Here is a 24379-nt window from a genome sequence, read left to right as displayed (position 1 = left end):
GATCATCCCGGACCCGGCCCCGGCGCGGGTGACTCCAGTTGTGCGAGCCACGAGGTCAGGAGGTGTTCCAGGGCCGCGGCCTCGGACGGGGGCAGCGCGGCGAGGAGCCGGTGTTCGTTGCGGATGTGGTCGGTGAACGCCCGGTCGAAGAGGGCGCGGCCCGCGTCGGTGAGGGCGACGACCCGGCCGCGTCCGTCACCCGTGGCGCGGCGCCGGGCGACCAGGCCCGCGCGTTCCAGACGGTCGATGCGCTTGGAGATGGCGCCGGTGGTGACCATGGTGTGCGCGGCCAGCTCGCCGGGGGCGCGCTCGAACGGGGTGCCCGCCCGGCGCAGGGCGGCCAGTACGTCGAACTCGCCCTCGCTGAGGTCGTATCTGCCGTAGACCGTGCACAGCTCCTGCGTGAGCAGCGTCGCGATCCGGTGCAGTCGGCCGATGACGCCCTGCGGTGCCACATCGAGGTCGGGCCGCTCCTGTCGCCAGGCGGCCTGGATACGGGCGACGTGATCCATGTGAGCCGTGTCCGCGTGAGCTGTGTCCGCGTGAGTCGCGCCCGCGTGCGTCGTGTCCCCGTGGGCCTTGTCCGCACTGGACGATTTATCTTCCATGGAAGCTATATTACCTTCCATGGAAACTACTTACCGGTGGGGCGCCGTCGCGGCGCTCGCCCCGGTGGCCTGGGGCGCCAACTACTTCGTCACCCACCAATACCTCCCGGCCGACAGCCCCTGGTGGGGCGCCGCGCTGCGGGCCCTGCCCGCCGGATGCCTGCTGCTGGCCCTGTGCCGCAGGCTTCCGCGGGGTGCCTGGTGGTGGAAGTCCGCCGTGCTCGGGCTGCTCAACACCAGTGCGTTCTTCCTGCTCGTCTACGTCGCCGCCCAGTCGCTGACCACGGCGACTGCCTCGATGCTGATGGCGCTGTCACCGGCCGCCCTGATGCTCAGCGCATGGGCCCTGCTGTCCGAACGGCCGCGGGCGGCCCCGCTGGCCGGAGCCCTCATCGGCTTGGGCGGTGTGGTGCTGATGCTGGCCGGTCAGGCCGGCGCGCCCAGCGTCTCCGGCCTGCTCGCTTCGGCGGGGGCCCTCGCTTCGTCCTCGATCGGCTACGCCCTGTCCAAGCGCTGGGGCGGCGGGGCCGGGGTCCTGCCCACCACGGCCTGGCAACTCACCTTCGGAGGGGTGCTGTTGGTCGTCGCGGCCATCGTCTTCGAGGGCGGACCCCCGCCGTTCGGTGCCCCCGGCGTGGCGGCCCTCGCCTATACGGCGGTGATCGCCACGGCGCTCGCATTCGTCGCATGGTTCACCGGCCTGCGTCACCTGCCCGCCGCCACGGTCGGCCTCATCGGCCTGCTCAACCCGCTCACCGGCGTGGCCCTCGGCGTCACGCTCGGGGGAGAGGGCCTCACCGTGCGCCAGGCGGCGGGCATGGTGCTGGTCCTGGCCGGCATCGCCCTGGGCCGGCCGGCCACGTCTGCGCGGGAGCGGCGCGGCGCGGACGCCGCGGCGGGAGTCGGGTCGACGGGGCGACCGGACCCCGGACGGGTCAACTCCTCGACGACGACTCGGTGATCGCGACGAGCGCCGCCGTGAAGGGGGCCGGGTCGAGGTCGCCCCGCACGGCGAGCTGCTGGCTGTAGCCCTGGCAGACGGCCACGAAGGCCTCGGCGATCCGGTTCGCCCGGGCGGGCTCGCGGTCGGGCAGCAGCGCGGCCACCGCCGTGCGCAGTTCCCCGAGCTGGTGGTCGACGAGGGCGGCAAGACTCGGTGACACGGCGGCCTCGGCGTAGATCTGTGCGACCAGCCGGGCGTGGCCCTCCTCGCGCGCCAAGGTGCGGATGTGCTCGAGGAAGTCGTGAAGGGCCTCGGCGGTCAGCTCCGCGGGCAGTGCCTGGCTCGACTGTTCGCAGATGGCGGCGACGATCTCGTCCTTGCCCTTGAAGTACCGGTAGATCGCCCCGGTGGACAGCCCGGAGGCCCGGACGATGTCGGGCATGGACGTCCGTGCGAAGCCGACCTCGGCGAAGCGGGCACGAGCGGCGTCGACGATCTGCTGACGGCGGGCATCGAGATGGTCCTGGCTGACCTTCGGCATAAGAGAACGACCATTCGTTTTACGTGTTAACGTCGTCGACCGTACCGCAGAACCCGAGGAGGCTTCCATGCGCTACCAGACCTTCGGACGACACAGCGGCCTACGGGTTTCGGAGTATGTGCTGGGTACGGCCAATTTCGGCTCGGCCCCGACCGCGGCGGGCCTGGAGGGCGCGAGGGCGATCTTCGAGTCGTTCGTGGCGGCCGGCGGGACCACCTTCGACGTCTCGAACATCTACCAGAACGGCGAGGCCGAGACCGTCCTCGGCGAACTGCTGGGCCGCGAGCGCGACGACTACGTGGTGATCACCAAGTACAGCGGGTCCAGGGGTGCGCAGGTCCGCCCAGGCACCACGGGCAACAGCCGCAAGACCATGATCCGGTCCCTGGAGGAGAGCCTGCGGCGGCTGGGGACCGACTACGTCGACGTCTTCATGCCGCACTTTCCCGACGGCGTCACCCCGCTGCCGGAGATCCTGGCCGCCTTCGAGGACCTGATCCGGGCAGGCAAGATCCGCTACGGCGGACTGTCCAACTTCCCGGCCTGGCGGGTGGCGGGCGCCGCCGTCAGGTCGGAGCTGGGCGGACGCATGCCGTTGGCCGGCATCCAGACCGAGTACAGCCTGGCCGAACGCTCCGCGGAACGCGAGCTCCTTCCGATGGCCGAGGCACACGGTCTTGGGGTCGTGCTCTACTCCCCGCTGGGCGGCGGCCTGTTGACCGGGAAGTACCGCCGTGGCGAGCAGGGGCGGCTCAGCGCCCGGTTCGCGACCGACGGTGCGGGCGGCGAGCAGCATGCCGCCGTGCTCGACGCCGTCCTCGCCGTGGCCGAAGAACTGGGCACCGGCCCGGTCCAGGTCGCACTGGCCTGGCTGCGTCACCGCGCGGCGCGAGCCCGGACATCGCTGATCCCGATCGTGGGTCCCCGCACCCCGGCCCACCTGGAGGGCTACCTCGACGCCCTGAACGTCGAACTCGCCCCGCACCACTACGAGAAGCTCGACCAAGCCGGCGCGATCCGGCTCGGCGCCCCGCACGAGGACGTGGCCGGCGCGTTGGCCCACGGAGTGGACGGGGACCGAAGCCTCCTGGAAGAGCCGCTCCTCCCGGTGGCCTGAGGCGCGGCCCCGTTCTGAAGCGCGGTCCCGTCAGCCCGTCCCGGCCGCGTTGCCTCAGCCCGACTCCGACTCCGACTCCGATACCGATACCGAGTCCGACGCCACCCCTGATCCGCCGGACACACTCCCGCAGACATGGGCGAGTTGACCGAGAAGATCTGCAAGACCATCTGCGTACAGGTTGAACGTGTCCGAGGGGACTGGCGGGTCGCCGACGGGACGGGCGACGTACGCGGTGCGCAGGCCGAGGTTCTGTGCGCCGCGCAGATCCCAGGCGTGGGCGGCGACCATCAGGAGCCGCTCCGGGGGCCGTCCGGAAACATCGACGGCCAGCTGGTAGACCGCCGGGTCGGGCTTGTAGGTACGGGCTTCTTCGGCGGACAGCGCCTGGTGCCAGCGCAGCCCCGCGTGGGCGTTGAGCGCCAACAGCGCCGTGCGGCTCGCATTGCTGAGACCGATCAGAGGGAACCGTTCGGCGAGTTGGGCGAGCCCCGCCACGGTGTCGGGCCACGGCGGCGGTCTGTGACCCGCACGAGCCAGCGCCGCCACGGCGGACGGGTCCTCGACTCCGGCGGCATCGGCGACGAGCCGGGCGGCTTCCAGGTCGAGGGCGTCGCTCGTGAGGAAAGGGCGCACGCCGTCGAGTACGGCACGTTGCTGGTGGTCGATGTGCTGCTGCCACAGCGCCAACAGCTCCTCGACCCCGCGTTTGTCGCGCGACGGGTCGAGTTCACGAATACCGGCGCGGATCCCGGCGGGTTCGTCGACGAGGGTGCCGAGCACGTCGAACACGACGGCGTCGATCTCCAGCTCTGGCATGGGCGGAGTCTCCTGGGCGAATCGGAGTCGGAAGCGCGGGAGTTGGGAGTGGCTGTTGGCCGAACGCGACGGGAAGCCACTCTGATTCCCGAACGCCGTCGGTGTCTTGCTCCATGAACACCGAAGAGGCGCAGCGACAGACAGCTGCAAGCATCGACGATTTGCTGCAGTAACTCACCTCGTGTCCCCTGTCCGACGGGCTTTCCCCGGCCGCCGGACAAGTACCGGCCCCCGAGGCCGATTCCTTCCTCTGTCGGCTCGGGGGCTGCCTCGTCTGTCACAGAATCGACCGCAGATTCCCTCTGATTTCGAGGAGCAGCTCGATGCGTCCGCCGATGAGGCCACAACCGATCATCATCCCCAAGCTGGGACGACCGCGCCGTCCGCGCGGATACCACGTGACGCTCGACGGCCCCCGTGGCGTCGGCACCACGACGGTTGTGAGACAGGTGTGCAGACTGCTCGGCGCTTACTCCTTACCGTTCACGGCCGTCACCGAGCCGTCGGACAGTGACCAGGGGCGGATGCTGCGTGAGAATCCGGATCGCTATTCCGGCCTGCAAATGGCGGAGAGGCTGGCGGCGGACCGGCACGACCAGGAGCGAGGCGTCGTGCGCCCGGCCCTGGCGCGCGGCACGACCGTGGTGAGCGACGGACACATCGCGTCATGTCTGGTCTATCAGCGCATCGATGCAGCCAACTTGGAGGACATCTGGGGGGTCCATGAGCCCTGGATCGTGCCGGATCTCTGCGTGATCCTGAAGGCCGATCCGTCCGTGCTCGCGGCGCGGCGGAGGCAGAGTGGAATCACGCAGACGTATTTGGACGCGCTGGGCAACCACACGCACATGGAAACCGTGTATTTCGACGACGCGGCCCAGTGGCTACGGCTCAAGGGAATCCCGGTCATGGTCATCGACACCTCGATCATGACCCCGGACGGGGTGGCTGCCCGCATCGTCGTGGAAGCCGACATCACGGCAGGCACGAGAGCCCCGGTACAGGTATGAGCCCGGTCGCGTCGCCTGCCGAGACTGCTCCGTCGGGGAGCTCGTCGGGTGCCGGGCATGGGTGTGTCGCGGGCTGAACGGGTGCGGTGGCATCGGAGTGGACCCTTCCGCGCGGACGCATGAGGGTGTCCCCATGACTACTCCGCTGCCACCGGCCGTCCGCGCCTTCTTCCTCGTCAATGAGGGCCTTGCCTTCTTGCTGGAGGTGCTGACGCTCGGGCTGTTGGCCTGGCGGGGCTTCACCCGTGACATCGGGTGGGCTGCCTCCCTCGCCCTTGCGGTGGCCGCACCGCTCGGAGCCGCCGTGCTCTGGGGGATGTTCGCGGCGCCGAAAGCGCGGTTCGCGATTCCGTACGCCGCTCAACTCGGCGTGAAGGCGGTGGTGTTCGGCGCCGCCGCCCTGGCGCTCCTTGCGCTCGGACAGCGGCTGCCATCCCTCTGGTTCACCGCCGCCGTCGTCCTCAACACCGCCCTGGCTTCGTACTACCGCACACGTCCCCGAGGCTTCAGCGGCACAGCCGGCAGCTCGGGTGCGTCCAGGCGGTCCCCGTCGTAGCCCTTCACCTCGCCGAAGCGCGAACCGGTCATCCACTCCTCCCGCGCCTGCGCGATCTCCTCCTGGCTGCGGCCGATGAAGTTCCAGAACATCACCAGCTCCTCCTCGAACGGCTCTCCGCCGAGGAGCATCAGCCCCGCGTCCGACACGGCGCGCAAGGGGAGTTCGGTGCGGCCGCAGCCCAGGTAGAGCATGGAGCCGGGCAGGAGCGGGACGTCGTCTACGTGGGATTCGCCGGACATCGACAGGACCGCGTACTCGAAGTCCGGGTCGAGGGGGAGGCGGGTCTCCGTGCCGTGGGCGAGGTCGAGGTCCGCGCCGACGATGGGCGTGTACGTCGTGCCGGGGGACGCCGCGCCGTCGAGGGAGCCGAGGATGACGGTGGCCGTGAGGCCGGGGGACGTCACCGTGGGCAGCGCGCCGTGATGCTCGAAGTGCGGGTCCACGTGGCGGTGCGCGTCGGGGAGCGCCACCCAGAGCTGGGCCCCGTGCAGGAACCGGGCGTGGGCCCGCGGGCTCTCCTCCGAGTGGGAGATCGCCCGGCCCGACGTCATCAGGCCCAGTTCGCGGGGGCGGATCGTCTGCAGGCTCCCCGTGCTGTCGCGGTGCAGCACCTCGCCCTCGTGCAGCCAGCTCACCGTCTGCAGACCCATGTGGGGGTGCGGCGGCACCTGCATGCCGGGCTCGTCCGCGATGTCGTCCGGGCCGTAGTGGTCGACGAAGGCCCACGCCCCCACCATGCGGCGGCCCAGGTTGGGCAGGAGCCGGCGCACCTCCGTCGACTCGCCGAGCCGGACGCGGCGCGGGCTGAGGAGTTCGCGTACCGGTTCCGCCACGACGAAGCCGCGTCCGCCGCACACCGAGGGCACCGCATCGCGGTCGAGATTGCTCATGGCGGACAACCTAACCCCGCCGCCGTTTCCCGTCAGGTAGGCGGAGCGAGCGAGCCCACCGCCCGTACGGGTCACCCGACGCGCCGAGCGGGGTTCCAGGCACTGGAATGGTCGGGTGCGCCTCGTGAACGGTGGGTCCGGCACCGCGCCGCCCGACGACTGTCTCGCCCGCAACGACTGGATCTGCGGCGAGTACCTGAGCACGCGTCGGCACATTCTGCTGGACGCCACCGTGCAGCATCTGGAGATCACCGTCGTCGCTGTGGCCATCGCCGTTGTGATCGCCGTGCCGCTGGCGCTGCTCGCGCGGCGCTGGGGGTGGGCCGCCGGACCCGTGCTCGCCCTGACGACCGTGCTCTACACGATCCCGTCGCTCGCCATGTTCTCGCTGCTGCTGCCCGTGTACGGGCTCTCCGCCACCCTGGTGATCGCCGGACTCGTGCTCTACTCGCTCACCCTCCTCGTACGGAACATCCTCGCCGGGCTGCGCTCCGTCCCCGAGGACACCCGGCAGGCCGCGCGCGGCATGGGATACGGGCCGGTTCGGCTGCTGGTGACGGTTGAGCTGCCGCTCGCGCTGCCCGCCGCGCTCGCCGGGCTGCGCATCGCCACCGTGTCCGCCGTCTCGCTCGTGACCGTCGGCGCCATCGTCGGCCACGGCGGCCTCGGGAACCTGATCTACAGCGGCATGAACACGTACTTCAAGGCACAGGTGCTCACCGCGTCCGTGCTGTGCGTCGTCATCGCGCTCGTCGCCGACGTGGTGCTCCTGGGCATCGGGCGGGTGCTCACTCCCTGGACGAGAGCGAGTCGCGCGTGAATCTGCTGTCCGACTCCTGGAGCTGGCTCGCCGACTCCGCGCACTGGGCCGGTGACAACGGCGTCTGGCACCGGCTCGCCCAGCACGTCACCCTGACCGTTCTCTGCCTCGTCGTCAGCTGCCTCATCGCCCTCCCGATCGCCCTGGTCCTCGGGCATCTCGGCAAGGGCGGCGCGCTCGCCGTCAACATCGCCAACGTCGGGCGCGCCGTGCCCACCTTCGCCGTACTGGTGCTGTTGCTGCTCACCCCGCTCGGGCAGTACAGCGAAGGCCCCACCGTCGTCGCCCTCGTGCTGTTCGCGGTGCCGCCGCTGCTCACCAACGCGTACGTCGGGATGCGCGGCGTCGACCGGGAGGTCGTGCGGGCGGCGAGAGGCATGGGGATGACGGGGCGGCAGATGCTGCTGCGGGTCGAGGTGCCGCTCGCACTGCCGATGATCCTGAACGGTGTGCGGATCGCCGCCGTGCAGCTCGTCGCCACCGCCACCATCGCCGCCATCGCGGGCGGCGGCGGGCTCGGACGGATCATCACCGCCGGGTTCAATCTCGCCAGCACGCCGCAGGTCGTGGCGGGCGCCGTGCTCGTGGCCGCCTTCGCGCTCGTCGTCGAGGCGCTGTTCGAGCTGGTCGAGCGGTTCGGTCCGGGGTGGCTGCGGGGGAGGAGGGCCGGATGAGCGGGTTCCTGCGTCGGGTGGTCCTGATCCTGGGCCTTGTACTGCTCGCCGGCGGGTGCGCCACTGGGCCGTCTCTGGAGGACCAGGGAGAGGTGACCGCGCCGCCCGGCGACAGCAAGCACCTCGTCATCGGTTCCGCCGGATTCACCGAGAGCGATCTGCTCGCCAACATGTACGCGCTGCTCCTGAAACAGGCGGGGTACGAGACCGAGCTGCTGTCCGTGGGCAACCGCGAGCTGTACGAGCCCGCCCTGGAGTCCGGGCAGATCGACGTCGTGCCCGAGTACGCCGCCACCTTCGCCGACTGGCTGAACGCCAAGGCGAACGGGGCCGACGCGAAACCCGTCGGCTCGCCCGATCTCGACGCCACCATGAAGTCCCTGCGGGCCCTCGCCGCGCCGCGCGGACTCGACGTCCTCGACGCAGGGAAGGCCGTCGACCAGAACGCGTTCGCGGTGACCGAGGCGTACGCGAAGAAGCACGACCTCAAGACGCTCAGCGATCTCGGCGCCTCCGGTCTCAAGGTGCGGGTCGCCGCCGGGGACGAGTGCGTGCAGCGGCCGTACTGCCAGCCTGGCCTGGAGAAGGTCTACGGCATCGACGTCACCGGGATCGATCCCAAGGGCGTCGGCACCACGCAGGCCAAGAACGCCGTGCAGAACGGCCAGGACCAGATGGTGCTCACCACGACCACCGACGCGACCCTCGGCGACTTCGGGCTCGTGCTGCTCGACGACGACAAGAAACTGCAGAACGCCGACTACCTCGTGCCCGTCGTCAACCGCTCCCGCGCAGGCAACGAGAAGGTCGCCAAGGCGCTCGGCGCGCTCAACTCGGTGCTCACCACCGACGACCTCGCCTCGCTGAACCAGCAGGTCGACAGCTGGCGCCGACTGCCCGAGGACGTCGCGCGCACCTACCTGGAGGACAAGGGGCTGCTGCGAAAGGGCAGCTGAGGGGTGTGTGCCGCGATGCGGTGGGCAACCGGGGACTGACCCACCGCACCACGGACACGTACAGGAAGCCGTATGAATCGAGCCGTCGTCGTCGGGGCGGGCGTACTGGGCGCCTGCGTCGCCTACCACCTCGCCCGCGCGGGCACCGAGGTCGTCGTCCTGGAGGAGGCCGGGCCCGCGTCCGGCACCTCACGTGCCACCTTCGCCGCCGATGTCACCCACCTGAAGACCCCGCACTCCTACTACCGCCTGAACCGTCAGGGCTCCGAAGGACACCGCGCCCTCGCGGAGGAACTGGAGGGGCCCAACTGGCGGCATCCGGTGCCGCTCGTGCAATGGGCGGACAGCGACACCGCCCAGCACGCCCTGCGCGAGCGGGCCTCACGGGCACGGGAATGGGGCCACGACTGCCGCAGCGCCCCGGCCTCCGTGCTGCGCGAACTCGCGCCCGCCGTCGACTCCGCCGCCTGCGCCGTCGACGAGGTCGTCGTGCACACCGGCACCGCCTGGTTCGACGCGCCGCGCCTGGTGCACGCCCTGCTGGACGCGGCCGTACGGCTCGGCGCCAAGGCGCACTACGGCACCCGCGTCACCGGCCTGCTCCGCAGCGGCCAGAAGGTCGTCGGGGCGGAGGCGGGGGAACGGAGCTGGGGCGCGGACGTCGTCGTGAACTGCGCCGGACCCGCCGCCGACCAGATCGCCGCACTCGCCGGGGCACGGCTGCCGCTGCGGCACGTGCCGGGGCTCGTCGCCGAGAGCGCACCGCTGGCCGAGGAGCCGCTGACCGCGATCCTCGCCGCGCCCGGCATCGACCTGCGGCCCACGGCGGACGGCGGCGTGCTCGCCCTGTCCTGGGAGGTCGACGCCCGCCTGGACGGGACCGCGGCCGAAAGCCTGCCGCAGGAACTGCACCAGCGGGCCAGCACGGTCGTGCCGGGCCTGGGCGCTGCCCGGATCGCCGACGCGCGGATCGGCGTACGGCCCGTGCCGCTGGACGGGCTGCCGCTGGTCGGCGAGGCGGAAGCGGCGCCAGGTCTCTACCACGTGGTGTCCCACAGCGCGGTGACGCTCGCCCCGGTGCTCGGCCGGCTCGCCGCGCAGGAGATCACGAGCGGGCGGGCGGCCGAGGAGCTGGACGCGTACCGACCCGACCGGGCGATCGACGGCGATGTGCAAGACGAGAATCTACGGGCGATGAACCGCCACGCGGACCGGCATGGAGCGGACTCTCGACCTCAACCTTAGGGTTATGTTCACTCGACCCGACGGCGCCCGATCAGGCGTCCGACACCGAGTCGAACTCCACCTCGTCCCGCCCCACGCCCTGCGCATCCGCGTCCACCGACCGCCGCAGCGCCTCGTGCAGCTTCGCCGGAGTCAGAACGCCGAGGAAGCGGGCGCCGTCGAGGACCGCGACCCAGCCCGCGTCGTGCTGGAGCATCACCCCGAACGCCTGCTTGAGCGGGGCGCCGACCGGTACCCACGCCCGCATCCGGTGCGCGAGATCGCCGACCCGGCCGTCAGGACCGGCCAGGGACGCCTCGTCGACGCCGATCCAGCCGTGCAGATCGCCCTCCTCGTCGAGCACGACCGCCCACCGCACCCCGTCCTCCCGCATCCGGGCGGCGACCCGGGCGGGCGACTCGTCGAAGCGGGCGACCGACGGCTGCTCCAGGTCGTCCGGCTCGATCTCGGTGACCGACAGGCGCTTCAGGCCCCGGTCCGCGCCGACGAACTCGGCGACGTACGGCGTCGCGGGCGAGCCGAGCACCGCGCCCGGCGTGTCGTACTGCTCGATGCGCCCCTGCCCGTACACCGCGATGCGGTCGCCGAGCCGCACCGCCTCCTCGATGTCGTGCGTGACCAGGAGGACCGTCTTGCGGACGGCCGCCTGCATCTTCAGGAACTCGTCCTGCAACTGCTCGCGCACCACCGGATCGACCGCGCCGAACGGTTCGTCCATCAGGAGCACCGGCGGATCGGCGGCGAGGGCACGGGCGACCCCGACCCGCTGTCGCTGGCCGCCCGACAGCTGCTCCGGGTAGCGGTTCCCGTACGTGGACGGGTCCAGGCCCACCAGATCGAGCAGTTCGGCGGCGCGCGCCCTGGCCCTGGACTTCTTCCAGCCGATGAGCGCGGGCACGGTCGCCGTGTTGTCCAGGATCGTGCGGTGCGGGAAGAGGCCGACCTGCTGGATGACGTAGCCGATGCGGCGGCGCAGCTGCACCGGGTCGACGCCCGAGATGTCCTCGCCCTCGACGTGGATGTGACCCGACGTCGGCTCGATCAGCCGGTTGACCATCATCATCGTGGTGGTCTTGCCGCAGCCGGAAGGGCCGACGAGCGTGACCAGTTCGCCCTCGTCCACCTCGAACGAGAGGTCGTCCACCGCCGTCGTGCCGTCCGCGTACCGCTTGGTGACATGGTCGAACCGGATCATGTCACCAACGCTAGTCGCGCCCTTCAGCCACCGCTCACCAGAACGACCTCCAGGGTGCGCGGTCCGTGCACGCCCTCCACCCGGTCGAGTTCGATGTCGCTGGTCGCGGACGGGCCCGAGATCCAGGTGAGCGGACGGGTCGGGTCAAGGCGTGAGAGGGCCTGCGGGACCGAGGAGACCACCTGGTCGGGGACGCGTACGACACAGATGTGGTGGTCGGGCACGAGGGTGATGCGGCGGCGGCCCTGATCGGGCGAGCCGTCGAGGACGATCGTGCCGGTCTCGGCGACCGCGACGGCGCAGGCGGTGACGACGCTGTCGACCCGGTCGAGTTCGGCGGGGGTGTTCTCGGCGCTGTCGGGGACACGCGCCGCCTCCGCGTCGCCCAGCCAGCCGGCCGGCAGCCCGGCCGGCACCGCCACGGTCCGCGACCCGTGCTCGGCGAGCAGCCGCGCGACGACGGCCGGAAGCTCGTCGCCGGAGGCGCGGTGCACGATCGCCCGGTAGTCCGCGAGGTTCTCCGCGAGGAGTTCCACCGTCTGTTCCGTCGTCCGGTTCCCGTGCTCGCGCAGATAGCCCCGGTCGATGTCCGTCCCGTACGTCTCCGGAGCCCCGACCGGGCCGCCGAGCGCGCGCCGCACCCGGCCCAGGATCACGTCCCTGCTGCTCACTTGCTGCTCTCCTTGCCGCCGTTGGTCCGCTTCCACCAGTCGCGGAAGGGTTCCGCGGGCACCTTCGGCAGATCGCGGGACGCCGTCCACGCCTTGCCGGGGCCCGGCACCGTACGCGGGTGGAAGCGGCGGGTGCGCGAGGCGAGGCGCTGGCCGGTGGCGAGGGCCGCCGGGTGGGTGAACGCCCAGGTCGCGGCGCGCATCGCCGCGCGCTCCGCGGCGTGGCCCTTGGCGGGCCGCAGCATCACCTTGTTGCCCTGCCGGGTGGCGGGACCGCCCGCCACGACCCGCTCGCGCAGGTGGACGAGCACCTCGGGGATGTCGATGGCCACGGGACACACCTCGTAACAGGCGCCGCACAGTGACGACGCGTAGGGGAGCGAGGCGTCGATCTCGCTGCCCGTGCCGCGCAGTTGCGGGCTGAGGATGGCGCCGATGGGGCCCGGGTAGACCGATCCGTACGCGTGGCCGCCGGCCCGCTCGTACACCGGGCAGACATTCAGGCACGCCGAGCAGCGGATGCAGCGCAGCGCCTGGCGGCCCACCTCGTCGGCGAGGGTGTCGGTGCGGCCGTTGTCGATGAGGACCAGGTGGAAGGTCTGCGGGCCGTCGGAGTCGGTCGTGCCCGTCCATGTGGACGTGTACGGGTTCATGCGCTCGGCCGTCGAGGAGCGGGGGAGCGTCTGGAGGAAGACCTCCAGGTCCTGCCACGTCGGCACGATCTTTTCGATGCCGACGACCGAGATCAGTGTCTCGGGCAGGGTCAGACACATCCGGCCGTTGCCCTCGGACTCGACGACGACCAGCGTGCCGGTCTCGGCCACCATGAAGTTGGCGCCGGAGATGCCGACCTTGGCGCGCAGGAACTTCTCGCGCAGGTGCAGTCGGGCCGCCTCGGCGAGCTCGGCGGGGGTGTCGGTGAGGCCCTCGGGGGCCGGGCGGCCCCAACTGCCCATCTCTTTCTCGAAGATGTCGCGGATCTCGCCCCGGTTGCGGTGGATGGCCGGGACCAGGATGTGCGAGGGCCTGTCGTGGCCGAGCTGCACGATCAGCTCGGCGAGGTCGGTCTCGTAGGCGTTGATGCCTTCGGCCTCGAGGTGTTCGTTGAGGCCGATCTCCTGCGTGGCCATCGACTTGACCTTGACGACCTCCGTCTCGCCGGTCTCCTGTACGAGTCCGGCCACGATCCGGTTGGCCTCGTCCGCGTCGCGCGCCCAGTGCACGGTGCCGCCCGCCGCCTGCACGGACTCCTCCAGCTGGACCAGATAGTGCTCCAGGTGGTGCAGCGTGTGGTCCTTGATCTCCTTGCCCGCCTGGCGCAGGCGCGCCCAGTCGTCCAGCTCCGAGACGGCGCGGGCGCGCTTGTCGCGGATGGTGTGCGTGGCGTGCTTCAGGTTGGCGCGCAGGGTGGTGTTCCGCACGGCGTCGTGCGCGGCCTCGGGGAAGGCCGGCATCCCGACGAATGTGCCGCTCATACCAGGGGCTCCTCTTCGGTGCTGGCCAGGATCTCGGCGATGTGGACAGGACGCATGCCGACCTTCAGGCGGGACATGGTGCCGCCGATGTGCATCAGGCAGGAGTTGTCGGCGGCGCACAGCACGTCCGCGCCGGTCGACTCGGCGTTGCGCACCTTGTCGGTGCCCATCGCCGTCGAGACGTCCGCGTTCTTGACGGCGAAGGTGCCGCCGAAGCCGCAGCACTCCGCGGCCCCCGGCAGCTCCACCAGCTCAAGTCCCCGGACCTCACTGAGCAGTTGGGTGGGCCGGTCGCCGAGTCCGAGGGAGCGCAGGCCGTGGCAGGTGGGGTGGTACGTCACCTTGTGCGGGTAGTACGCGCCGACATCGGTCACCTTCAGCACGTCGACCAGGAACTCGGTCAGCTCGTACGTCTTCGGCGCCACGGGCGCGAGCGTGGTCGCGAGTCGGCCGCCACGCCCCTCCGAGCGGGCCCGTTCGCCCATCCGTGGGTACAGCTCGCGGACCATCGCGGCGCACGATCCGGACGGCGTGATGATTGCGTCGTAATCACCCGAGGCGAGTCCGGGGCCGAAGGTGTCGGCGTAGTGGGTGGCCAGTGGCTCGGCCTCGCGGCGGTAGCCGGTGTTGTAGTGCGGCTGTCCGCAGCAGGTCTGCGCGGCCGGGAAGTCGACGTCGACGCCGAGCCGGTTCAGGAGCTTCACGACGGCGCGCCCCGTGTCCGGGTAGAGCGTGTCGTTGACACAGGTCAGGAAGAGCGCGACACGCATCGGGGCCCCTTCGGTCGGTCGGATTCGTCGGTGATCATCGGTCGGATGCAGCGTACGTCGTGGACGGGGGCGGGTCACGGGGTGCGCACGCGTGCCGCCGCCGCGTCCCAGGCCGCACGGTCGCCGCTCGGCTCGTAGCGGGCGAGCGGCTGAGTGTCGGCGACGAGGCGGCGCATCGCGGCCCGGTCGCCGATGACGCCGTCGGCGCGCGCCTGAACGAGTACGTTGCCCAGCGCGGCGCCCTCCGCGGGGCCCGCCACGACCGGCAGCCCGCAGGCGTCGGCGGTGAGTTGGCACAGCAGCGCGTTCCGGGCGCCGCCGCCGACGATGTGCACGACGTCCACGGGGCGGTCGGCGAGGCGGGCCGCGTCCTCGACGGCGCGGCGGTGGGCGAGGGCGAGCGAGTCGAGGATGCAACGGGTCAGTTCGCCGCGGGTGCGGGGCTCCGGCTGGCCGGTGGCGCGGCAGGCGGCGGCGATCCGGTCCGGCATGCCGCCGGGCGGCAGGAACGCGGGGTCGCCCGCGTCGACGACCGAGCGCAGCGGTGCCGACTTCGCTGCGGAGTCGAGTAGGTCCCCCAAGTCCGGCTGACCCCAGTCGCGTTGGCATTCCTGGAGCAGCCACAGGCCCATGATGTTGCGCAGGTAGCGGACCGTGCCGTCGATGCCGAGCTCGTTCGTGAAGTTCGCGGCGCGGCTCTCCTCCGTGAGGACGGGGGCGTCGAGTTCGAGGCCCGCGAGGGACCAGGTGCCGGTGCAGATGTACGCGAAGTTCTCCTCGGTCGCCGGGACCGCGGCCACGGCGGATGCCGTGTCGTGCGAGGCGACCGTGGTGACCGGGACGGGACCGGTGAGGTCCGTTTCGTCGAGCACGTGGGGGAGGAGTTCGCCCGCCGGGTCGCCGGGGCGGCGGATCGGGGCGAACAGGTTCACGTCGACGCCCGCGCGGGCCGCGATGCCGTGCGCCCAGTCGCCGGTGCGCGGGTCGACGAGCTGGGTGGTGGACGCGTTGGTCAGCTCGGTGCCCTGCTGTCCCGTCAGCCAGTGGGAGAGGAGGTCCGGAATCATCAACAGGCGCCGAGCGGAGGCGAGTTGTGCCGTGTCGCGTGCGGCTGTGAGCTGGTAGATCGTGTTGAACGGGACGTACTGGAGGCCGGTCGCGGCGTACAGCTCCCGCGGCGGGATCGTCGCCCACAGCTTCTCGGCCGCGTGGTCCGTGCGGCTGTCCCGGTAGTGGTACGGGTTTCCGAGGAGGACGCCGTCCGCGTCGAGCAGTCCGTAGTCCACGGCCCAGCTGTCGATGCCGATCGACCGCACCTGGCCGGCCTTGCGCAGCCCCTCCAGAATCCCGGAGTACAGCCCGAGGATGTCCCAGTGCAGGCCGTCCGGGGTACGGACCGGGATGTTCGGGAACCGGTGGGCCTCCGTGAGGCTCAGACCGTCCGCCGTGACGCGAGCCGTCATGACCCGGCCGCTCGAGGCGCCCAGGTCTATCGCGGCGTAGGGGGAGGGGGTGGTGGGCATGTGCGGGCTCCGAGGGGGAGGGTGGGCAATGTTGAGCCCCTGCGGCGTTCGAGCAGCGGGGTCCGGGGTGGAGCCCCGTGGCCGGGGTGCGGTCGAGCGCACCCCGGCCACGCGGGCAGGACGCCGTCAGCGCAGGAACGCCGCCGCGACCCCCGCGTCCACCGGTACGTGCAACCCCGTCGTGTGCGTGAGGTCCCCGCCGGTCAGGGCGAACACCGCGTTCGCGACATGCTCCGGCAGCACCTCCCGCTTCAACAGCGTCCGCTGCGCGTAGAACTCGCCCAGCTTCTCCTCCTCCACCCCGTACACCGCGGCGCGCTTCGCACCCCAGCCGCCCGCGAAGATCCCGGAGCCGCGCACCACGCCATCGGGGTTGATGCCGTTGACGCGGATGCCGTCCTCGCCCAACTCGGCGGCGAGCAGCCGCACCTGATGCGCCTGATCGGCCTTGGTCGCCGAGTACGCCACATTGTTCGGGCCCGCGAACACCGCGTTCTTCGACGCGATGTAGACGATGTCGCCACCCATGCCCTGCGCCCGCATCAGCCGCGCCGCCTCGCGCGAGACCAGGAACGAGCCGCGCGCCATGATGTCGTGCTGGAGGTCCCAGTCCTTCGCCGTGGTCTCGAGCAGTGGCTTCGAGATGGAGATGCCCGCGTTGTTGACGACGAGGTCCACGCCGCCGAAGGCGAGCGCCGCCGCCTTGAAGGCGCCCCCGATCTGCTCCTCGGACGTGACGTCGACGGTCACAGCGACCGCCTTGTCCGCACCGCCCAGCTCCTCGGCGACCGCCGCCGCGCCGTCCGCGTTGAGGTCCGCGACGACCACGCACGCACCCTCCGCGACGAGCCGGTGCGCGATGGCCTTGCCGATGCCGGAGCCGGCGCCGGTCACCAGGGCCACTCGCGTGGCGAGCGGCTTCGGCTTCGGCATGCGCTGGAGCTTGGCCTCCTCCAGCGCCCAGTACTCGATGCGGAACTTCTCCGACTCCTCGATGGGCGCGTACGTGGAGACGGCCTCGGCGCCGCGCATCACGTTGATGGCGTTGAGGTAGAACTCGCCCGCCACGCGCGCCGTCTGCTTGTCCTTGCCGAAGGAGAACATGCCGACGCCGGGCACCAGCACGATCGCCGGATCCGCGCCGCGCATCGCGGGGGAGTCGGGCGTCGCGTGCCGCTCGTAGTACGCGGCGTACTCGGTGCGGTACGCGGCATGCAGCTCCGTCAACCGCTCGGCCACGGCGTCGAGTTCGGCCGTCGGCGGCAGGTCGAGGACGAGCGGGCGGACCTTCGTGCGCAGGAAGTGGTCCGGGCAGGAGGTGCCGAGGGCGGCGAGCCGCGGGTGTTCGGCGGAGGCCAGGAAGTCGAGGACGGCGCCCGAGTCGTCGAAGTGGCCCACCTGCGGGCGGTCCGTGGACGCCAGGCCCCGGATCAGCGGGGCGAGCTCGGCGGCCCGCTCCCGGCGCTCGGCCGCGCCCAGCGCCGCGTACCCCTCGACGACGGGACCGAAGGGCTCCTCCTTGCCGTGCTCGGCGAGGAAGCTCTCGGCGGTGCGGATGATGAACAGCGAGTTGGCCTCGCACTCCTCGGCCGTGTCGCCCCACGCGGTGATGCCGTGACCGCCGAGGATGCAGCCGACGGCCTGCGGGTTGGCGGCCTTGATGGCGGCGATGTCCAGGCCGAGCTGGAAGCCGGGGCGCCGCCACGGCACCCACACGACCTTCTCGCCGAAGCACTCGGCGGTCAGCTTCTCCCCGTCGGCGGCGCAGGCCAGCGCGATGCCGGAGTCCGGGTGCAGATGGTCGACGTGGGCCGCGTCCACCAGGCCGTGCATGGCGGTGTCGATGGACGGCGCTGCGCCGCCCTTGCCGTGCAGGCAGTAGTCGAACGCGGCGACCATCTCGTCCTCGCGCTCCACGCCCGGGTACACCTCGGTGAGCGCCTTGAGCCGGTCCACGCGCAGGACCGCCAGCCCGCTCTCCTTGAGCGTGCCCAGGTCGCCGCCCGAGCCCTTGACCCACATCAGCTCGACGTCGCCGCCGGTGACCGGGTCCGTCCCGGAGCCCTTGGCGGACGTGTTGCCGCCGGCGTAATTGGTGTTGCGGGGGTCGGCGCCGAGCCGGTTCGAGCGGTCGAGGAGGGCGGCGACCTGAGGGTGCGTAGCCATGAAAGGTCCTAAATTCCTGGGGAGTTGACTGCGGAGGACTGCGAGGAGGTGGTTACGCGCCCCACCCCGCCTGCTCCCCGCCGACCCGCTCGGCCGCGATCCGCTCCTGCCACCCGGACGCGGCGTATCCGGCGACCGGATCGGCGTTCATCCCGCGCTCCTCGCGCCACTCGGCGAGCAGCGGCCGCACGTCCGTGTTGTACGCGTCCATGATCACGGAGTTCGCGGTCAGGACGTCGCCCGCCGCCTGCGCCGCGCTCAGTGCCTCGCGGTCCACGAGCAGCGCCTTCGCCGTGGCCTCCTGGACGTTCATCACGGAACGGATGACCGCCGGGATCTTCGCCTCGATGTTGTGGCACTGGTCGAGCATGAACGCCACATTGGTCTCGGGCTCGAAACCGCCGTTCTTCGCGACCTCGTGCAGGATGCGGAACAGCTGGAACGGGTCGGCGGCGCCCACCATCAGGTCGTCGTCCGCGTAGAAGCGGGAGTTGAAGTCGAAGCCGCCGAGCTTCTTCTCGCGCAGCAGCAGCGCCACGATGAACTCGATGTTCGTGCCCGGCGCGTGGTGCCCGGTGTCGACCACGACCTGCGCCTTCTCGCCCAGCTTCAGGCACTGCACGTACGAGGTGCCCCAGTCCGGCACGTCCGTCGTGTAGAAGGCCGGCTCGAAGAACTTGTACTCCAGGAGCAGGCGCTGGTCGTCGCCGAGCCGCTCGTATACGGCGGCGAGGGACTCGGCCAGGCGGTCCTGGCGGGCCACGATGTCGTCCTGCCCCGGATAGTTGGTGCCATCGGCGAGCCAGATCTTCAGGTCCTTGGAGCCCGTGGCGTCCATGATGTCGACGCACTCCAGGAGGTGGTCGACGGCCTTGCGGCGCACCGCCGGGTCCGGGTGACAGACGCTGCCGAGCTTGTAGTCGTCGTCCTGGAAGGTGTTGGAGTTGACGGTGCCGAGCTCGACCCCGCGCTCCTTCGCGTACGCGGACAGCGCCGCGTAGTCGTCGACCTTGTCCCACGGGATGTGCAGCGCGACCTTCGGGGCGATGCCGGTGAACTCGTGCACCTTCGCCGCGTCGTCCAGCTTCTCCTGCGGCGTGCGCGGCACACCGGCCTGGGCGAACACCTTGAACCGGGTGCCGGAGTTGCCGTAGCCCCAGGACGGCGTCTCGATCCGCTGGTTGGCGAGTGCGGCCTTCACGGCAGCGATGTCAGGCATGTCCACCTCTGAGTACACGGGTCTGCGAGCCGGCTGATGAATCGACTGTGAATCGATTCATTGCGCAGCGAAACTAGTGCCCCCGACGGGGCCCGTCAAGGGGGTCGACCGCGACTCTCTCGCGTTACGGAATCGTGTTGCACGTCGTCGTATTCGGGTCGCTCCGACCCCTTGACCTGCCCGGCCGGCCGTGGCTAGCTTCCGGAACGTTTCACTGAAACATTTCACGCCGGGTGCCCTTCGACCCCTGGAGACCAGTCATGACGCCACCTGAACCGGAGAGCGCTCCGGTGCTCGCCCTCGAGGAGGTGAGCAAGTCCTTCGGCGCGGTGCGCGCCCTGCGCGGTGTGTCCCTGAGCCTGCACGCCGGTGAGGCGCACGCCCTCGCCGGGGAGAACGGCGCGGGGAAGTCCACGCTCATCAAGACCCTCGCCGGGGTGCACCGCCCGGACACCGGAACGGTGCTGCTCGACGGCTCCCCGGTCGAGTTCCACGGCCCCGCCGACGCCCGCGACGCCGGTGTCGCCGTCATCTACCAGGAGCCGACGCTCTTCCCCGACCTGTCGATCGCCGAGAACATCTTCATGGGCCGCCAGCCGCGCCGCTCCTTCGGCCGCGTCGACCACGCCTCCGTCAAGGAGGCGACGGCGGCCCTGTTCAAGCGGCTCGGCGTCGAGCTGGACCCGGACCAGCCGGCCCGTGGCCTGTCCATCGCCGACCAGCAGCTCGTCGAGATCGCCAAGGCGCTGTCCTTCGACGCCCGCGTGCTGATCATGGACGAGCCGACCGCCGCGCTCACCGGCAGCGAGGTGGCCCGCCTCTTCGGCGTCGTACGGACGCTGCGCGAACAGGGCGCGGCCGTCCTCTTCATCTCGCACCGCCTGGAAGAGATCTTCGAGCTGTGCCAGCGGGTGACGACGCTCCGCGACGGCGCGTGGGTGGCGAGCGAACCGGTCGCCGGGCTCACCGAGGACGAACTGGTGCGCCGCATGGTCGGCCGCGACCTCGACGAGCTGTACCCCAAGCAGGACACCGAACTCGGCGAAGTGGCCCTCAAGGTGCACCGGTTGACCCGCGAGGGTGTGTTCACCGACGTGTCGTTCGAGGTGCGGCGCGGCGAGATCGTCGGCCTCGCAGGACTGGTCGGGGCGGGCCGCAGCGAAGTGGCCCGCGCCGTGTTCGGCGTCGACCGCTTCGACGGCGGCACCGTGGACGTGCTCGGGCAGAAGCTCAAGCCCGGCGCGCCGAGCCTCGCGATGCACGCGGGCCTCGCCCTCGTCCCCGAGGACCGGCGGGCCCAGGGCCTCGTGATGGACATGTCCATCGAGCGCAACATCGGGCTCACCGGCTTCGCCGACACCTCCCGCGCGGGCCTGATGAACCGCAGGGCAGAGCGCAGCCGGTCCCTCGACTGGGCGGTGAAGCTCCAGGTCAAGTACGCGCGCATCGCCGATGTCGTCGGCACGCTGTCCGGCGGCAACCAGCAGAAGGTCGTCCTCGCCAAGTGGCTCGCCACGGGCCCGCAGGTGCTCATCGTGGACGAGCCCACGCGCGGCATCGACGTCGGCACGAAGGCCGAGGTGCACCGACTGCTGTCCTCGCTCGCGGCCGAGGGCGTCGCCGTCCTGATGATCTCCTCGGACCTCCCGGAGATCCTCGGAATGGCCGACCGGGTGCTCGTCATGCACGAAGGACGCCTCGCCGCGGAACTGTCCCGCGCCGAGGCGAACGAGGAGTCCGTGATGGCCGCGGCGACGGGGAGGGCGGCGTGAACTCTGCGAGGAACCCGGGTGCCGCCTCCCGGCACGCCGAGGTGCGCACCACGCGCACCGCCCGCGTCCGGTGGCCGTGCACCGCGTCGGAGGACGCCCGCGCGACCGCCGGGCCCGTGCGGCTTGCCATGGCCGGCAAGGGCCGCTTGCTGCCCGCCGCGGCCGGTGCGGGCCGCGCGCTGCCCGCACCCGTGCACACCGCTAGGAGCGTCGCATGACCATCACCGCACCACCCGTACGCGAGGACGCCGCGCCACCGCCCACCGCCGGACGGCGGCTGCTCGACAAGGTGTTCAAGGCGCGAGAACTCGCCGTCGCCGCCGTGCTCGTCGTGATGCTGCTCGCCACGCAGGTGTCCAACACGGAGTTCCTCTCGCAGCAGGGCGTCAAGGACCTCCTGCTGAACGCCACGATCCTCGTCCTCGTCGCCACCGGCCAGGCCGTCGTCGTCATCACCCGCAACGTCGACCTGTCCGTCGGCTCGGTGCTCGGCATCTCCGCCTTCGCCGCCGGTGACTACCTCCAGAGCGGCGGCAACCCGCTGGTCGCCGTCGTGTACGCCGTCGTCATCGGCACCCTCTTCGGTGTCCTGAACGGCGCGCTCGTCAGCCTCGGCAAGGTGCCCGCCCTCGTCGTCACGCTCGGCACGCTGTACGTGGTGCGCGGTCTCGACTCGATCTGGGTCGGCTCGCAGCAGATCGTCGCCGCCGACCTGCCCGACGGATTCGTCGACTTCGGCCACGACGGCATCTGGATCGTGCCCTACCTGGCGCTGCTCGCCGTCGCCGTCCTGCTCTGCGTCGGCTACTACCTGCGCAGCTACCGCAGCGGCCGCGAGATGTACGCGCTCGGCTCCAGCCCCGAGGCCGCGAACCTCGCCGGCATCCCCGTCCGCAAGCGGATCATGACCGCGTACGTGCTGTGCGGCGCGCTCGCCGGACTCGCGGGCGCCCTGTACCTGGCGCGCTTCGGCAACGTCGACTCCGGTACCGGCAACGGCTACGAACTCACCGTCGTCAGCGCCGTCGTCGTCGGCGGCGTCGCCTTCACCGGCGGCGCCGGGACCGTCTACGGCGCGGCCCTCGGCGCACTCCTGCTGACCTCCATCAACAGCGTGCTGCCCGCCATCGGCGTCAGCTCCGTCTGGGTCACCGCCATCAACGGGATCCTGCTGCTGCTCGCCATCGCCGTCGACCGGATCGTCGCGCTGCGCGTCGCCGCAGTGCTGCGCAAGCAGGCCGCACAGATGAGGAGCGCCCGCCATGCCTGACTCCCTCAAGGCCGACTCCCTGAAAAGCGTGGTGCGCTGGGACACCGCCGTCGGCGCCCTGCTGATCGTGCTGCTGCTCTGCTCGTTCGCGTTCGTCGACAACTTCGGCAACGCGCTGAACCTGTCGTTCCTGATCGGCAACACACTGCCCATCGCGATCATCGCGCTGCCGATGACGATGCTCGTCATCTCCGGCGAGGTCGACCTGTCCGTCGGCTCCACGGTCGGCCTGTCCGGCGCGGTGATGGGCGCGCTGTGGAACAACGGCATGGCCATCGAGACGATCATCCCGCTCTGCCTGCTGCTCGGCGTGGTCTGCGGACTGATCAACGGGCTCCTCGTCACCCGCCTCGGCCTGCCGTCCCTCGCCGTCACCATCGGCACCATGGCCGCCTACCGGGGCATCGCCCAGATCGTCCTCGGCTCCGACTCGGTCACCGACTTCCCCTCCCAGTACCTGGACTTCGGCGCGAACCGGATCGGCGACACGTTCATCCCGTACGCCGCCCTGCCCTTCGCGGTCCTCCTGGCCATCGCCGTCGTCGTCCTGCACGCCACCCGCTTCGGCCGCTCCCTCTTCGCGATCGGTGCGAACGAGGAGGCCGCCCGGTTCGCCGGGGTGCGCGTCAAGCGGCTCAAGCTCTCGATGTTCGTGACGACCGGCCTGCTGTCCGCGCTCACCGGCGTCTTCTGGGCCCTGCACTACGCCAGCGCCCGCTACGACAACGCCATGGGCCTCGAACTCTCCGTCATCGCGGCCGTACTGCTCGGCGGCATCGACTTCGACGGCGGCAAGGGCACGCTCGGCGGCGCCGTCGCCGGTGTCTTCCTGCTCGGCTCGCTGCAGAACGTGATGAGCCTGCTCAACGTCTCCGCGCAGTCCCAGATCGTCGTCACCGGCGTCCTGCTCGTCATCTCGGTGCTCGCGCCGCGCGTCGGCCGCCAGATCGCGCAGGCCAGGTCCCGCAAGCGCACGGCCACCGCGGCCACTTGAGGCACCCCCACTCGCTCAGCTCCCCCCGCCCACCACACGTAAGGACCCACCCATGTCTGTGACCTCCCGGACCCGCCGGCTCACCGCGGCGCTCGCCGTCACCAGCGCCCTCGTCATCGGCGCCACGGCCTGCGGCGGCACCACCAAGTCGGACTCCAACAAGGAGGACGCCAAGTCCGCCACCGCGGGCAAGGCCGACCCGAACGCCGCCACCAAGAAGGGCCTCACGGTCGCCTTCCTGCCCAAGCAGGTCAACAACCCGTACTTCACCACCTCCGACAACGGCGGCAAGAAGGCCGTGCAGCAGCTCGGCTCGACGTACAAGGAGGTCGGCACCAGCTCCGGCACCGACACCTCGGGACAGGTCTCCTACGTCAACACCCTCACCCAGCAGCAGGCCGACGCCATCGCGGTGTCCGCGCAGGACCCGGGCGCCCTGTGCACCGCGCTCAAGCAGGCCATGAACAACGGCGTCAGCATCGTCACGTACGACTCCGACACCAAGGTCGACTGCCGCAACGTCTTCGTCTCCCAGGCCTCCGCCGAGGACCTCGGGCGCACCCAGGTGCAGCAGATCGCCAAGCAGATCGGCGGCAAGGGCGAGATCGCGATCCTCTCGGCGGCCCAGACGGCCACCAACCAGAACACGTGGATCACGTACATGAAGGACGAGCTGAAGAAGCCCGAGTACAAGGACATCAAGCTCGTCACGACCGCCTACGGGGACGACGACGCGCAGAAGTCGTTCCAGCAGACGCAGGGCCTCCTCCAGGAGCACCCGAAGATCAAGGGGATCATCTCCCCGACCACGGTCGGCATCAAGGCCGCCGCCCAGTACCTCTCCGGCTCCAAGTACAAGGGCAAGGTCAAGCTGACCGGCCTCGGCACCCCGAACGACATGCGCGCCTATGTCAAGAACGGCACCGTCGAGGCCTTCGAGCTGTGGGACCCGGCGAAGCTCGGCGCGCTCGCCGCGCACACCGCCGTCGCCCTGGAGTCCGGGCAGATCACCGGCAAGGCGGGCGAGAAGTTCACGGCCGGCGACATGGGCGAGTACACGGTCGGGAAGGACGGCGTCGTCACCCTCGGCAAGCCGACCGTCTTCAACAAGTCGAACATCGACGACTACAAGTTCTGAGCGG

General features: G+C 70.9%; 24 protein-coding genes. 13 read left to right on the top strand and 11 right to left on the bottom strand.

Annotated features, from left to right (window positions below; translation table 11 throughout):
• Positions 1-2: 2 nt before the first annotated feature.
• The gene (locus ACY34M_RS31770; RefSeq protein WP_462721686.1) at positions 3-512 is read right to left on the bottom strand and encodes a MarR family winged helix-turn-helix transcriptional regulator; all 510 of its coding nucleotides are present in this window, start codon (positions 510-512) and stop codon (positions 3-5) included.
• Between the two features lie 115 nt (positions 513-627).
• On the opposite strand from ACY34M_RS31770, the gene ACY34M_RS31765 reads away from it, so the two are divergent.
• Positions 628-1569: a DMT family transporter gene (locus ACY34M_RS31765; RefSeq protein ID WP_462721687.1), complete on the top strand. Its 942-nt coding sequence runs from the start codon at positions 628-630 to the stop codon at positions 1567-1569.
• Here the strand turns inward: ACY34M_RS31765 and ACY34M_RS31760 are convergent.
• Positions 1544-2092 carry a TetR/AcrR family transcriptional regulator gene (locus tag ACY34M_RS31760; RefSeq protein WP_462721688.1) on the bottom strand — a complete coding sequence of 183 codons (549 nt, stop codon included), beginning with the start codon at positions 2090-2092 and terminating at the stop codon, positions 1544-1546. The genes ACY34M_RS31765 and ACY34M_RS31760 overlap by 26 nt on opposite strands.
• A gap of 67 nt (positions 2093-2159) precedes the next feature.
• Here ACY34M_RS31760 and ACY34M_RS31755 point away from each other — a divergent pair, with 67 nt between their 5' ends.
• Positions 2160-3209, top strand: a complete 1050-nt coding sequence (locus ACY34M_RS31755; protein ID WP_462721689.1) for an aldo/keto reductase — start codon at positions 2160-2162, stop codon at positions 3207-3209.
• A gap of 54 nt (positions 3210-3263) precedes the next feature.
• Here ACY34M_RS31755 and ACY34M_RS31750 read toward each other — a convergent pair whose 3' ends face one another.
• Positions 3264-4028 carry a haloacid dehalogenase type II gene (locus ACY34M_RS31750; RefSeq protein ID WP_462721690.1) on the bottom strand — a complete coding sequence of 255 codons (765 nt, stop codon included), beginning with the start codon at positions 4026-4028 and terminating at the stop codon, positions 3264-3266.
• Between the two features lie 398 nt (positions 4029-4426).
• Between ACY34M_RS31750 and ACY34M_RS31745 the strand changes: the two genes are divergently transcribed.
• The gene (locus tag ACY34M_RS31745) at positions 4427-5038 is read left to right on the top strand and encodes a dTMP kinase (protein ID WP_462721691.1); all 612 of its coding nucleotides are present in this window, start codon (positions 4427-4429) and stop codon (positions 5036-5038) included.
• Between the two features lie 133 nt (positions 5039-5171).
• Complete coding sequence (locus ACY34M_RS31740) at positions 5172-5594, top strand: YrdB family protein (RefSeq protein ID WP_462721692.1); 423 nt, start codon at positions 5172-5174, stop codon at positions 5592-5594.
• On the opposite strand, the gene ACY34M_RS31735 is transcribed toward ACY34M_RS31740, so the two are convergent.
• Positions 5522-6487 (bottom strand): pirin family protein, encoded by a 966-nt coding sequence (locus ACY34M_RS31735; protein ID WP_462721693.1) that lies wholly within the window; start codon positions 6485-6487, stop codon positions 5522-5524. The genes ACY34M_RS31740 and ACY34M_RS31735 overlap by 73 nt on opposite strands.
• Positions 6488-6611: 124 nt before the next feature.
• Between ACY34M_RS31735 and ACY34M_RS31730 the strand changes: the two genes are divergently transcribed.
• From ACY34M_RS31730 to ACY34M_RS31715, 4 genes are all read left to right on the top strand, one after another.
• Positions 6612-7307: an ABC transporter permease gene (locus ACY34M_RS31730; protein ID WP_462721694.1), complete on the top strand. Its 696-nt coding sequence runs from the start codon at positions 6612-6614 to the stop codon at positions 7305-7307.
• Positions 7304-7981 carry an ABC transporter permease gene (locus tag ACY34M_RS31725; RefSeq protein WP_462721695.1) on the top strand — a complete coding sequence of 226 codons (678 nt, stop codon included), beginning with the start codon at positions 7304-7306 and terminating at the stop codon, positions 7979-7981. The genes ACY34M_RS31730 and ACY34M_RS31725 overlap by 4 nt, the downstream gene beginning before the upstream one ends.
• A complete protein-coding gene (locus ACY34M_RS31720; protein ID WP_462721696.1) occupies positions 7978-8937 on the top strand; it encodes an ABC transporter substrate-binding protein in 960 nt (319 codons plus the stop codon). The genes ACY34M_RS31725 and ACY34M_RS31720 overlap by 4 nt, the downstream gene beginning before the upstream one ends.
• Before the next feature lie 72 nt (positions 8938-9009).
• Positions 9010-10182, top strand: a complete 1173-nt coding sequence (locus ACY34M_RS31715) for an NAD(P)/FAD-dependent oxidoreductase (protein WP_462721697.1) — start codon at positions 9010-9012, stop codon at positions 10180-10182.
• Positions 10183-10213: 31 nt separating this feature from the next.
• Here the strand turns inward: ACY34M_RS31715 and ACY34M_RS31710 are convergent, their stop codons facing one another.
• The 7 genes from ACY34M_RS31710 to rhaI form a co-directional block, all read right to left on the bottom strand.
• Positions 10214-11377, bottom strand: a complete 1164-nt coding sequence (locus ACY34M_RS31710; RefSeq protein WP_462721698.1) for an ABC transporter ATP-binding protein — start codon at positions 11375-11377, stop codon at positions 10214-10216.
• 23 nt (positions 11378-11400) lie between these two features.
• Positions 11401-12048, bottom strand: coding sequence for a LutC/YkgG family protein (locus ACY34M_RS31705; protein WP_462721699.1), 648 nt, complete (start codon positions 12046-12048; stop codon positions 11401-11403).
• Entirely contained in the window at positions 12045-13523 is a 1479-nt protein-coding gene (locus tag ACY34M_RS31700; protein ID WP_462721700.1) for a LutB/LldF family L-lactate oxidation iron-sulfur protein, read from the bottom strand. The genes ACY34M_RS31705 and ACY34M_RS31700 overlap by 4 nt, the downstream gene beginning before the upstream one ends.
• A complete protein-coding gene (locus tag ACY34M_RS31695; protein WP_462721701.1) occupies positions 13520-14293 on the bottom strand; it encodes a (Fe-S)-binding protein in 774 nt (257 codons plus the stop codon). The genes ACY34M_RS31700 and ACY34M_RS31695 overlap by 4 nt, the downstream gene beginning before the upstream one ends.
• A gap of 74 nt (positions 14294-14367) precedes the next feature.
• Complete coding sequence (locus ACY34M_RS31690) at positions 14368-15816, bottom strand: rhamnulokinase (RefSeq protein WP_462721702.1); 1449 nt, start codon at positions 15814-15816, stop codon at positions 14368-14370.
• A 126-nt stretch (positions 15817-15942) separates the two neighbouring features.
• The gene (locus tag ACY34M_RS31685) at positions 15943-17982 is read right to left on the bottom strand and encodes a bifunctional aldolase/short-chain dehydrogenase (protein ID WP_462721703.1); all 2040 of its coding nucleotides are present in this window, start codon (positions 17980-17982) and stop codon (positions 15943-15945) included.
• A 52-nt stretch (positions 17983-18034) separates the two neighbouring features.
• Complete coding sequence (gene rhaI, locus ACY34M_RS31680; RefSeq protein WP_462721704.1) at positions 18035-19201, bottom strand: L-rhamnose isomerase; 1167 nt, start codon at positions 19199-19201, stop codon at positions 18035-18037.
• A 260-nt stretch (positions 19202-19461) separates the two neighbouring features.
• On the opposite strand from rhaI, the gene ACY34M_RS31675 reads away from it, so the two are divergent.
• Genes ACY34M_RS31675 through rhaS form a run of 5 tightly spaced genes read left to right on the top strand, consistent with a single transcriptional unit; the run spans position 19462 to position 24375 of the window.
• The gene (locus ACY34M_RS31675) at positions 19462-20973 is read left to right on the top strand and encodes a sugar ABC transporter ATP-binding protein (protein WP_462721705.1); all 1512 of its coding nucleotides are present in this window, start codon (positions 19462-19464) and stop codon (positions 20971-20973) included.
• Positions 20970-21191 carry a hypothetical protein gene (locus tag ACY34M_RS31670; protein WP_462721706.1) on the top strand — a complete coding sequence of 74 codons (222 nt, stop codon included), beginning with the start codon at positions 20970-20972 and terminating at the stop codon, positions 21189-21191. Before ACY34M_RS31675 ends, ACY34M_RS31670 begins: the two co-directional genes overlap by 4 nt.
• Positions 21188-22243, top strand: coding sequence for an ABC transporter permease (locus ACY34M_RS31665; RefSeq protein ID WP_462721707.1), 1056 nt, complete (start codon positions 21188-21190; stop codon positions 22241-22243). Before ACY34M_RS31670 ends, ACY34M_RS31665 begins: the two co-directional genes overlap by 4 nt.
• Positions 22236-23237 (top strand): ABC transporter permease, encoded by a 1002-nt coding sequence (locus ACY34M_RS31660; RefSeq protein ID WP_462721708.1) that lies wholly within the window; start codon positions 22236-22238, stop codon positions 23235-23237. Before ACY34M_RS31665 ends, ACY34M_RS31660 begins: the two co-directional genes overlap by 8 nt.
• A gap of 52 nt (positions 23238-23289) precedes the next feature.
• Positions 23290-24375: a rhamnose ABC transporter substrate-binding protein gene (rhaS, locus tag ACY34M_RS31655; protein WP_462721709.1), complete on the top strand. Its 1086-nt coding sequence runs from the start codon at positions 23290-23292 to the stop codon at positions 24373-24375.
• Positions 24376-24379 lie beyond the last annotated feature (4 nt).

The sequence above is a fragment of the Streptomyces sp. EDA2-14 genome (genome assembly GCF_054963755.1).
Note: the sequence above shows the minus strand (reverse complement) of the source record. Positions and strands in the feature narration are given on the sequence as shown.

Excerpts from the sequence above, each read along its gene's own strand:
- ACY34M_RS31770 (WP_462721686.1), bottom strand. The coding sequence starts at position 512 with ATGGATCACGTCGCCCGTATCCAGGCCGCCTGGCGACAGGAGCGGCCC.
- ACY34M_RS31765 (WP_462721687.1), top strand. The coding sequence starts at position 628 with ATGGAAACTACTTACCGGTGGGGCGCCGTCGCGGCGCTCGCCCCGGTG.
- ACY34M_RS31760 (WP_462721688.1), bottom strand. The coding sequence starts at position 2,092 with ATGCCGAAGGTCAGCCAGGACCATCTCGATGCCCGCCGTCAGCAGATC.
- ACY34M_RS31755 (WP_462721689.1), top strand. The coding sequence starts at position 2,160 with ATGCGCTACCAGACCTTCGGACGACACAGCGGCCTACGGGTTTCGGAG.
- ACY34M_RS31750 (WP_462721690.1), bottom strand. The coding sequence starts at position 4,028 with ATGCCAGAGCTGGAGATCGACGCCGTCGTGTTCGACGTGCTCGGCACC.
- ACY34M_RS31740 (WP_462721692.1), top strand. The coding sequence starts at position 5,172 with ATGACTACTCCGCTGCCACCGGCCGTCCGCGCCTTCTTCCTCGTCAAT.
- ACY34M_RS31735 (WP_462721693.1), bottom strand. The coding sequence starts at position 6,487 with ATGAGCAATCTCGACCGCGATGCGGTGCCCTCGGTGTGCGGCGGACGC.
- ACY34M_RS31720 (WP_462721696.1), top strand. The coding sequence starts at position 7,978 with ATGAGCGGGTTCCTGCGTCGGGTGGTCCTGATCCTGGGCCTTGTACTG.
- ACY34M_RS31715 (WP_462721697.1), top strand. The coding sequence starts at position 9,010 with ATGAATCGAGCCGTCGTCGTCGGGGCGGGCGTACTGGGCGCCTGCGTC.
- ACY34M_RS31710 (WP_462721698.1), bottom strand. The coding sequence starts at position 11,377 with ATGATCCGGTTCGACCATGTCACCAAGCGGTACGCGGACGGCACGACG.
- ACY34M_RS31700 (WP_462721700.1), bottom strand. The coding sequence starts at position 13,523 with ATGAGCGGCACATTCGTCGGGATGCCGGCCTTCCCCGAGGCCGCGCAC.
- ACY34M_RS31695 (WP_462721701.1), bottom strand. The coding sequence starts at position 14,293 with ATGCGTGTCGCGCTCTTCCTGACCTGTGTCAACGACACGCTCTACCCG.
- ACY34M_RS31690 (WP_462721702.1), bottom strand. The coding sequence starts at position 15,816 with ATGCCCACCACCCCCTCCCCCTACGCCGCGATAGACCTGGGCGCCTCG.
- ACY34M_RS31685 (WP_462721703.1), bottom strand. The coding sequence starts at position 17,982 with ATGGCTACGCACCCTCAGGTCGCCGCCCTCCTCGACCGCTCGAACCGG.
- rhaI (WP_462721704.1), bottom strand. The coding sequence starts at position 19,201 with ATGCCTGACATCGCTGCCGTGAAGGCCGCACTCGCCAACCAGCGGATC.
- ACY34M_RS31675 (WP_462721705.1), top strand. The coding sequence starts at position 19,462 with ATGACGCCACCTGAACCGGAGAGCGCTCCGGTGCTCGCCCTCGAGGAG.
- ACY34M_RS31665 (WP_462721707.1), top strand. The coding sequence starts at position 21,188 with ATGACCATCACCGCACCACCCGTACGCGAGGACGCCGCGCCACCGCCC.
- ACY34M_RS31660 (WP_462721708.1), top strand. The coding sequence starts at position 22,236 with ATGCCTGACTCCCTCAAGGCCGACTCCCTGAAAAGCGTGGTGCGCTGG.
- rhaS (WP_462721709.1), top strand. The coding sequence starts at position 23,290 with ATGTCTGTGACCTCCCGGACCCGCCGGCTCACCGCGGCGCTCGCCGTC.